This is a genomic window from Saccharopolyspora sp. 7B, from assembly GCF_020177435.1.
GTDB classification, from domain to species: domain Bacteria; phylum Actinomycetota; class Actinomycetes; order Mycobacteriales; family Pseudonocardiaceae; genus Saccharopolyspora_C; species Saccharopolyspora_C gregorii.
In genome coordinates this window covers 1-4,837 of the sequence record NZ_JAIUKC010000020.1, presented here as the reverse complement: position 1 = coordinate 4,837, position 4,837 = coordinate 1, and the positions used below count along the sequence as shown (strand labels likewise).

General features: G+C 71.1%; 4 protein-coding genes. 2 read left to right on the top strand and 2 right to left on the bottom strand.

The annotated features are described in order from the left end of the window. Window positions 1-256: 256 nt before the first annotated feature. Window positions 257-841, bottom strand: a complete 585-nt coding sequence (locus tag LCD33_RS04365; RefSeq protein WP_224966427.1) for a hypothetical protein — start codon at window positions 839-841, stop codon at window positions 257-259. Then, complete coding sequence (miaB, locus tag LCD33_RS04360) at window positions 838-2,328, bottom strand: tRNA (N6-isopentenyl adenosine(37)-C2)-methylthiotransferase MiaB (RefSeq protein WP_224955366.1); 1,491 nt, start codon at window positions 2,326-2,328, stop codon at window positions 838-840. The genes LCD33_RS04365 and miaB overlap by 4 nt, the downstream gene beginning before the upstream one ends. A 670-nt stretch (window positions 2,329-2,998) precedes the next feature. Between miaB and LCD33_RS04355 the strand changes: the two genes are divergently transcribed. Both LCD33_RS04355 and LCD33_RS04350 read left to right on the top strand, forming a co-directional pair. Further along, entirely contained in the window at window positions 2,999-3,727 is a 729-nt protein-coding gene (locus tag LCD33_RS04355) for an amino acid ABC transporter ATP-binding protein (RefSeq protein WP_224955401.1), read from the top strand. Window positions 3,728-3,798: 71 nt separating this feature from the next. Next, window positions 3,799-4,692, top strand: a complete 894-nt coding sequence (locus LCD33_RS04350) for a glutamate ABC transporter substrate-binding protein (protein WP_224955365.1) — start codon at window positions 3,799-3,801, stop codon at window positions 4,690-4,692. Window positions 4,693-4,837 lie beyond the last annotated feature (145 nt).

The window sequence follows — 4,837 nt, the reverse complement described above, 5'->3', positions numbered from 1 at the left end:
CCGCCTGGGGGCCTACCCCCCCCCCCCCGGGGGGGGCCCGGGGGGGGGGGGGCCCCCCCGCCCCCCCCCGGGGGCGGCGGGGGGGGGCCGGCCCCCCCCCCCCCCCCCCGGGGGGGGGGGCGCACACCCGGGCAGCGGTTCCGCCTCGTCGACGGCGGGGCCGCCGCACCGCGGACCACCTGATCCCGGGAGCAGGACTCAGCCCCGCGCGCGGCACCGCCGCTCCGGGGCGCCGACCCGCACTCGATCCCCGACCTCACGGCCGGGTGAGGACGACCCGGAGCCACTGGATCGCCAGCACCACCATGCACAGCGCCGCGAGCACCAGGCCCCAGGACGGGCCACCGGTGGGCGCGGTCTGCCGCGACCAGATGGCGATCATGCCCTCGAAGGACACGATGATCGCGGCCATGCCCGCGACCCAGGCGACCGCCCAGCGACGGGTGACGAGCGCGAGCGCGCCGATGAGCACGCCGACGATGGTGGCGTTGATCGAGAACAGCCGGGGCAGCAGCCCGACCTGCAGCACGGGGTCGGCGTGGCCGAGCAGGATCTGCAGCCCGGTGGCGTCGCCGATCCACGGCAGCAGCGAGCTGGCGATCAGCACGAGGATGACGCCGGCGATGGTGACGGCGGTGCTGCCGGGATCGATGCGGCGCAGCAGGTCGCGTTCGGCCTGGGACAGCTGCCGCCGGTCGGCCTGCTGCTCGGGGGCGTTCACCGGGTCGGTCGGTTCGGCGCGCTGCACGTCGGTCCCTTCTCGCGGGTCCTGGTCCCGTCCGGCCTCGTCGGGGCCGGGGGTGTCGTCCGGTTCGGGGCGCGGGCGCTCGTCGTCGCTCAACAGCCGCATCCTCGTTCGGCGGCGGGCTGCGCCGCGGGGGCTCCGAAGGAGGGCAGCCCGAGGCTGACCCCGGAGGTCTTGGGCTTGCGGCCCTCTTCCCAGTGGTCGCCCGCCCGGGTGCGCCAGTGCGCGGTGATCTCGCCGTCGGCGACGAGGTGGTGCGGGGAGGCCTGGGTGATGGCGGTGTGCACGATGTCGCCGGGCCGGATCTCGCGGTCGATGGCGCCGCCGGGGTGGAAGTGCACGAGCCGCCCGTCGCGGGCGCGGCCGGAGAGCCTGCGGGTCGCGGTGTCCTTGCGGCCTTCGCCTTCGGCGACGAGGAGTTCGACCTCGCGGCCGACGAGTTCCTTGCCGAGCTCCCAGGACATCTCGTTCTGCAGCGCGACGAGCCGTTCGTAGCGCTGCTGGACGACCTCCTTGGGCAGCTGCCCGGGGAGGTCGGCGGCGGGTGTGCCGGGCCGCTTGGAGTACTGGAAGGTGAACGCGGAGGTGAAGCGGGCGCGGCGGACGACGTCGAGGGTCGCTTCGAAGTCCTCCTCGGTCTCGCCGGGGAAGCCGACGATGATGTCGGTGGTGATGGCGGCGTCGGGCATCGCTTCGCGGACTTTGCTCAGGATGCCGAGGTAGCGCTCGGAGCGGTAGGAGCGGCGCATCGCCTTGAGCACCCGGTCGGACCCGGATTGCAGCGGCATGTGCAGCTGGTGGCAGACGTTCGGGGTCTCGGCCATCGCGTCGATGACGTCGTCGGTGAAGTCGCGCGGGTGCGGCGAGGTGAACCGGACGCGTTCGAGCCCGTCGATCTCGCCGCAGGAGCGCAGCAGCTTGCCGAACGCGTACCGGTCGCCGAACTCGGCGCCGTAGGCGTTGACGTTCTGCCCGAGCAGGGTCACTTCGAGCACGCCTTCGTCGGCGAGCGCCTGCACTTCGGCGAGCACGTCGCCGGGCCTGCGGTCCTTCTCCTTGCCGCGCAGCGCGGGCACGATGCAGAACGTGCAGGTGTTGTTGCACCCGACGGAGACGGACACCCAGCCGGAGTAGGCGGATTCGCGGCGCGCGGGCAGCGTGGACGGGAAGGTGTCGAGGGCTTCGAGGATCTCGACCTCGGCCTCCTCGTTGTGCCGGGCGCGTTCCAGCAGCGTCGGCAGCGAACCGAGGTTGTGGGTGCCGAACACGACGTCGACCCACGGGGCGCGGCGGACGATCTCGCTGCGGTCCTTCTGCGCGAGGCAGCCGCCGACGGCGATCTGCATCCCGGGGCGTTCCTGCTTGGCGGGCCGCAGGTGACCGAGGTTGCCGTAGAGCCGGTTGTCGGCGTTCTCCCGGACCGCGCAGGTGTTGAACACGACCACGTCGGGGTCGTGGTCCTTCGCGGCGCGCACGTAACCGGCGTCTTCCAGCATCCCGGACAGCCGCTCGGAGTCGTGCACGTTCATCTGACACCCGTAGGTGCGGATCTCGTAGGTCCGGGAAGTGCTCGTCGTGCTCACCCCGCCACCATATCGGCTGCTCAGGACTGGTCGGCGAGTACCCGGAGGCGAGGGCGGCGACCTGGCCGGGGATCGTCGCCGGGCGCTCGCGGCCGTGGGCCGGGCACGGCGGGCCGCTTGCGGCGTTCGGCGGACCGGATGCGGCCGTCCGGACCGGTGCCCGGAATCCGGATGAACGGCATTCGGTGATTCTTCTCGAGCAGTCGAGTCGAATCGAGCGAAACCGCGTCCGCGATCGGTCCGGCTCATTCATGGTGGGCATTCGCCGGTGCTCGCGGGATGCGCGGGAACGGCGCGAGAACACCGCGGAGGTGCACGTGGCACGACCCGAAGGCGTTACTGCGGGTCACACCCAGACGGTCCATCCGGGCGGGGCCGAGCGGGCACCGACACGGACGGTCACCCCTCGGGTGCGCACCGCGGAGGTCGCCGGAAAGCGGCGAACTCCCCTACCAGAACAGGTTCGCGCAGTTGGGAGACCGTTCGGAGCTCGTCGTGGCAATGGGGAAGACCCCCACCGATCCTCCGATCCACCCGCGTAACCGAGTTGCAACCTGAGTTGACCCGCACCATATGGACTAATCGGTACGAGCAGCTTAAATTTTCGCCATCAGATCCGGACATTCTCGGGCTAGGAGTGTGCATGACCGCCGGTTCCCCGGATTCGCCGATGATCCGCATGTCCTCGGTGGACAAGCACTTCGGTTCCCTGCACGTGCTGCAGGACGTGGACCTCACCGTTCCGCCCGGCCAGGTCGTGGTGGTGCTCGGGCCGTCCGGCTCGGGCAAGTCCACGCTGTGCCGCGCGATCAACCGCCTGGAACCCATCGACTCGGGCACGATCGAGATCGACGGCAAGCCGCTGCCCGCCGAAGGACGCGCGCTCGCCGAGCTCCGCGCCGACGTGGGCATGGTGTTCCAGCAGTTCAACCTGTTCGCGCACAAGACGATCCTCGAGAACGTGCTGCTCGGGCCGATCAAGGTGCGCAAGACCGACAAGGCCACCGCCGAACGCGAAGCGCTGGCCCTGCTGGAGCGGGTGGGCATCGCCAACCAGGCGGAGAAGTACCCCGCGCAGCTCTCCGGCGGGCAGCAGCAGCGGGCGGCGATCGCCCGCGCCCTGGCGATGAAGCCCAAGGTCATGCTGTTCGACGAGCCCACCTCGGCGCTCGACCCCGAGATGGTCAACGAGGTGCTCGACGTGATGGCCGGGCTCGCCGCCGAAGGCATGACGATGCTGGTCGTCACGCACGAGATGGGCTTCGCCCGCCGCGCCGCGCACCGGGTGCTGTTCATGGCCGACGGGCGCATCGTCGAGGACTCGACGCCGAACCGGTTCTTCGACGAGCCGGAGAGCGCCCGCGCCCAGGACTTCCTCAGCAAGATCCTCACCCACTGACCTCCCTCGCGTCGTCCCCGCACCCGCGCGGGGACGCAGGAGCCGTACACCTCCAGAGAGGGGCATCCGAGATGAAAGCGCGCAGCGTGCGCTGGGGCGTGCTGGCGGCGTCGATGGCGCTGGCGCTGACCGCCTGCGGGGGCAACAGCGAGAACCGCCTCGAAACCGGCACCGACGTGCCCGTCGACCCGAACGCGCAGTTCGAGCCCGGCACCACGATGGCGAAGCTGAAGCAGTCCGGCACGATCCGCATCGGCACCAAGTTCGACCAGCCGCTGTTCGGACTGAAGGGCCTCGACGGCAACCCGCAGGGCTTCGACGTCGAGATCGGCAAGATCGTCGCCGCCGGGCTCGGCCTCCCCGCCGACCGGATCGAATGGGTGGAGGCGCCGAGCAAGACCCGCGAGGAACTCATCGAGCAGGGCCGGGTCGACATGGTCGTGGCCACCTACACGATCAACGACAAGCGCAAGCAGCGGATCAGCTTCGCCGGCCCGTACTACGAAGCCGGCCAGGACCTCATGGTCTCCGCCGACGACGACACGATCACCGGCCCGGAGTCGCTGCGGCCCACCGGCGCCAAGGTCTGCTCGGTCACCGGCTCCACGCCCGCCGAGCAGATCAAGCAGTACGTCGACCCGGAGAACCTGACGTTGTTCGACGTCTACTCCAAGTGCGCCGACGCGCTGCGCACCGGCCAGGTGCAGGCCGTCACCACGGACAACGTGATCCTGATGGGCCTGGTCCAGAAGGGCAACGGCCGGTTCAAGCTCGTCGACCGGCAGTTCACGAAGGAGCCCTACGGCGTCGGCGTCAAGAAGGGCGACACGGCGTTCTGCCGGTTCATCGACGACACCCTGACCCGAGCCGAAGCCGACGGCCAGTACGCGAAGTCCTGGGGAGCCACCGCGGGCAAGGTCTCGCCGGAGACCCCACCGCTGCCGCAGCTGGACCCCTGCAGTTGATCGCCTCCCGGTGCGGGGGGGCCCCCCCCGGCGGCCCCCCCCGCCCCCGGGCCGGGCACGACCGGGCGTCCCGGCCCCGTCACGAGAACCTGATCAGGCGGGCACCGAGGCCACGCCCTTCGGCAGGAACCGCGTGCCGTTGACC

What these genes read in the sequence shown, in the direction of transcription:
- LCD33_RS04355 (WP_224955401.1), top strand. Translation starts at nt 2,999, where the DNA reads ATGATCCGCATGTCCTCGGTGGACAAGCACTTCGGTTCCCTGCACGTG.
- LCD33_RS04350 (WP_224955365.1), top strand. Translation starts at nt 3,799, where the DNA reads ATGAAAGCGCGCAGCGTGCGCTGGGGCGTGCTGGCGGCGTCGATGGCG.